Source organism: Frankia sp. AgKG'84/4, from assembly GCF_023242965.2.
GTDB lineage: Bacteria > Actinomycetota > Actinomycetes > Frankiales > Frankiaceae > Frankia.
Genome location: NZ_JALKFU020000447.1, coordinates 1 through 4,415, shown reverse-complemented (window position 1 = coordinate 4,415; position 4,415 = coordinate 1). Strand labels below are relative to the sequence as shown.

Sequence of the window (4,415 nt, the reverse complement as noted above, 5' to 3'; positions counted from 1 at the left end):
GACCGGCCCCGGGCACGGTGTCGCCGGCCGTCCGACGACCGCGGGCACCAGTCCGGGGACACCCGGCCCGGACGATCGTGGCCCCGCGTCGGCGGGCTATCGGCCGGGTGGGGAGGCCACCCTGGCGGTCGACCTCGCGCGGACGTCGACCCAGGGCGATCAGCGCGCGGCCGGCGCCGACAGCGGCAGCCGTGCCGACAGCGGCAGCGACCCGGACGGCGACAGCGACCCGGACGGCGACAGCGACCCGGACGGCGACAGCGGTCCCGACGGCGACAGTGGAGAAGGCATCGACAGTGGCCAAGGCATCGACAGCGGCCCGGAAACTGAAGCCGGCGCGGAGGTCGACGGCGGTCCGGGGCTCGACCTGGATGCGCAGTTCGACGGCGCCGCTGGGGTCGACGCCACCACGGAGTCCGGCCGTGGCGCGGAGTCCGGCGACGCGCCGACCGGTGGCGATCGACTGGAGGCGCACGGCGCGGTGAACGAGCCCTTCCCGGGCGGGCTCGCGGCGGCCGCCGACAGGCTCGCCGATTCGGTCGGCGCGGTGCAGGCGGTCGCGCTGGAGCGCCTCGCCGGCCGGGTCGACGAACTGGCCCGGCTGCGCCGACTCGACTCCGATCTGGTCGACCGGCTGCACGCCGAGAACAGCCGGCTGCGCTCCGGGGAGCTCACCGAGGCGATGGCCCCGCTGCTGCGCGGGCTGATCAGACTGCACGACCAGATGGGTAGCCTGGGGGCCGACGATCCACAGAGCGTCGCCGGCATCCTGCGCAAGCAACTGCTGCAGGTCCTGGACTTCGCCGTGGACGTGCGGCCGTACACGGCGGTGCCGGGCGGGACCTTCGACCCGGCGCGGCATCTGGGCGTGCGGAGGGTACCGACGGAGGACCCGAATCGGGACGGGACGATCGCCCGCACCGTGCGCCCCGGCTTCGTCCGGGGTGAGACGACCGTCGTGCGGCCAGCCGAGACCGAGGTCTACCGCGCCCGCTGAACGGGCAGTCATGGACCGGCGGGCACCGAGTGGCCGGCCGCACCATCGGGCGGACCACCGGGTGGTCGCAGCGCCACCGTGGGTGAGAGACGACCCGGTCCGCCAAGAGCGGCGAGACGCGACAACATTGTGTGAAGAGGAGAGTTCAGACGGTGGCGGGTACCAAGGTGTTCGGGATCGACCTGGGCACGACCTACTCCTGCATCGCCCAGGTCGACGAGTACGGGCGACCGGACGTGATCCGCAACATCGAGTCCCAGCCGACGACGCCGTCGGTGGTCCTGTTCGACGAGGGCGCCGAGGGCGCCACGTCGTTCGTGGTGGGGACCCAGGCGAAGCGGCAGGCACGCATCCGCCCCGACGATGTCGCCAGGCTGGTCAAGCGGCACATGGGCACGTCGGACTGGCGCTTCGTCGCGCATGACGTCGAGTACAGCGCCGCGTCGGTGTCGAGCCTGGTGCTCAAGGCGCTCGCGGCGGACGCGGAGCGGGCCACCGGAACGCCGGTGACCGACGTGGTCATCACGGTTCCGGCCTACTTCGGCGACGAGGAGCGCAAGGCGACGAAGCTCGCCGGTGACCTGGCCGGGCTTAACGTCGTCGACATCATCAACGAGCCGACGGCCGCAGCCTTCGCCTACGGGTTCGGCCAGGACGGCGCCGAGGAGTCGACCGTGCTGGTCTACGACCTCGGCGGCGGCACGTTCGACACGACGGTCATCCGGCTCAGCGAGAGCGCGATCACTGTGGTCGCGACCGATGGCGACCACGAGCTCGGCGGCGCGGACTGGGACAACGAGCTGGTCCGCTACCTGGCGCAGAAGTTCAGCGAGGCGCAGCCGGAGGCGGGCGACCCGCTCGACGACGTCTACGACGAGCAGGAACTGCTGACGGCCGCTGAGGACGCCAAGCTCGCGCTGTCGGGCCGGGACAGCGTCGACGTCCTCGTCGTGCACAAGGGGAGCAGGGTCAGCGTGCCGGTGACCCGGGCGACCTTCGAGGAGATCACCGGGCCGCTGCTGCGGCGGACGCTGGAACTGACCGGTTCGGTGCTGGAGCGGGCCCGCGAGAAGGGCGTCGAGAAGATCGACCTGTGCCTGCTCGTCGGCGGCATGAGCAAGACGCCGGCCGTGGCGCGGCGGTTGCAGGAGCAGTTCGGGCTGACCTCGCGGCTGGCCGATCCCGATCTCGCGGTGGCCAAGGGCGCGGCGGTCTTCGGGCAGAAGAAGGAGCTGGAGCGCGCCGTGCACTCCGACCTGGTCGCCAGCGGCGCGCTGCGCCCGGACCAGGAGCTTTCGGCGGCCGACGCGGCGGAGGTGGAGAAGGCGGCGGCGGCGAGCGCGGGCGAGGCGGGGCTGGCCACGGCCTCAGTTGTCGATCTTGTCCGCACGAAAGTGACCAATGTCACATCGCGTGGGTTTGGCATCTTCGCCGAAGACCGTGGAGTGCCCGTCGCGGCCTTCCTCGCGCATCAGAACGACGCGCTGCCGATCTCGGTGACCCGCACCTTCTATACCGTCACCGACGACCAGGCAGAGGTGGACATCCGGGTCTTCGAGCAGGGCACCACCACCGAGTCGACGGAAATCGACGACAACAAGGTGATCGTGGCCGGCGCCATCACCGGAATTCCGCCGGGCCACCAGCGCGGCACGCCCGTCGAGGTGACCTTCTCGATGGCCGCGGACCAGACCATCCGGGTTACCGCTTCGCACGAGGGTGCCGCCTGCGCGCTGGTACTTCAGGTGCACGCGGGCGTCGGCTCGGAGGAGATGCGGGCCGCGGAGTCGGCGAAGGTCAACCTCCTCAAGCAGCGGGACTGATCACCTCCTCTCCGCGACCTGCGCTTTTCCGAACCACATTTAAGAATGAGTAACTTCATCAGTTAGCAAAAAGCAATCATCCATCTTCGTGGGCGCTTTCGGGTATCGGCTCGGAAGTCGATATGGTTCACCGCAGACACCCAAAGATGACCGTGAACGGGCGGGAACGGCGATGCCGGTCCGCCCCCAACGCGGTCGGACCGGGTGTCCGCGACGTCCGGGCCCGTGGCAGGGCGTCGCTCCGTACTCTCAGGTGTGGGCCTGCGGGTGGGGGGCGGTTGACCTGCCGCCCCGCCTCCCGCGTTCGGTGTCCGTGGACCTGTCGGATCGCCGTTCGGCCCGACGGGCAGGTGGGACGAAGGTGGATCGTTGAGCGCGGCGTTCGATGGCAGCGGGTACCGCCAGCGCGTGCTGGCGCCGTTGCGGGCGGGCTCCTCCGTGGACACGGCCGACCCCTTTATGATCGCCGGTCTCGACCCGACGGTCGGTCATACCGACTCCGAGGTCGGCGCGCATCTGGTCCGGGTGTTGGCCTTCCTGCAACGTGAGCGCAACTCCGCCAAGTACGCGACCCTGGCGACCGAGCTGGTCCGCCGCCGCGTCGAGTGGGAGGAGCCGCTGCGCGAGGCGCCGACCCGGGAGCGGGTCCGCGCCCGGGTGCTGGCCGCCCGCCGCAGCGGTGACGCGGAGCGCCTCGCCAAGGTCGACGGCTACCTCGCCACCGTCCGGGAGCGCTTCGGCGGCATCCCCGCGTCGCGTGTCGACGGGCTGCGCCGCCTCGCGGTCGCGGCCGGGGTCACCGTCGAGGAGTTCGACGCCCGACTCAGCCGTGAACAGATCATCATCGACGGCGTCGGCGGCGGGGTGAAACCGCTGCCCAGCGAGGTTCGCCGGCAGATCGCCGAGCGGCTCGGCGAACTGCGTGCCCTGCGCGGCGGCGACCGGGTGTCCACCGCCTCGCTGTGGGCCCTGCTCGGCCTCGCCCCCGACGCCTCGCCGCAGCGGCTGCGCGCCGCCTACGCCGCGGCGAGCGCGGGCAACAACCGCCGTCCGCACGACCGCGAGAAGACGGTCACCGCCGACCTGCTCGCCCTGGTCTCGGCCCGGCTCATCGAGGGCGACCCGGCCGCGTACACCGTCGGCCTGCTCGCCGACGCCGCCGACGAGCTGCGTCCCGCCGTTGAGGAACACGTCGTGCTCGACGGTGAGCTCACCGCCGTCGCCTTCGAGGGGCTCGTGCGCGCCGCGCTCGCGACCGGCCGCGGCCTCACCGCGGCCCAGGCGAAGGCCGTGGTCCTCGGCGTTGCCCGGGAGCTCGGCGCGGCGGTGAACGTCGGCGGCGTCGTCGACTACGTGGTCTGCCCCGGCTGCGGGCGGCCGGAGGCGGCGGGCGCGGCCCTCCAGTGCCGCTACTGCGACACCGACCTCTACACCGGCTGCCCGTCCTGCGGCTCGATGACCGAGGCCGCCGCGGTGGTCTGCCGCCACTGCGGCCACAGCCTGCGCCAGGCACGGGAGGCCGCCGAGGCACTCGCGGCGGTGCGGGGCGCGCTGGAGAGTGGTCGTCCCCGCAGCGCCGGAGACCTGCTCGCCGC

Annotated in this window: 3 protein-coding genes; all 3 read left to right on the top strand. The window is 72.2% G+C overall.

Going from position 1 to position 4,415, the window contains the following annotated elements; genetic code table 11:
- Positions 1–997, top strand: a 997-nt coding sequence (locus MXD58_RS20960) for a hypothetical protein (protein WP_250609778.1), incomplete at its 5' end; no start/stop codon positions are given.
- 152 nt (positions 998–1,149) lie between these two features.
- Positions 1,150–2,820, top strand: coding sequence for an Hsp70 family protein (locus MXD58_RS20955; RefSeq protein ID WP_248836682.1), 1,671 nt, complete (start codon positions 1,150–1,152; stop codon positions 2,818–2,820).
- Positions 2,821–3,189: 369 nt separating this feature from the next.
- Positions 3,190–4,415, top strand: a 1,226-nt coding sequence (locus tag MXD58_RS20950; RefSeq protein ID WP_250609777.1) for a zinc ribbon domain-containing protein, incomplete at its 3' end; no start/stop codon positions are given.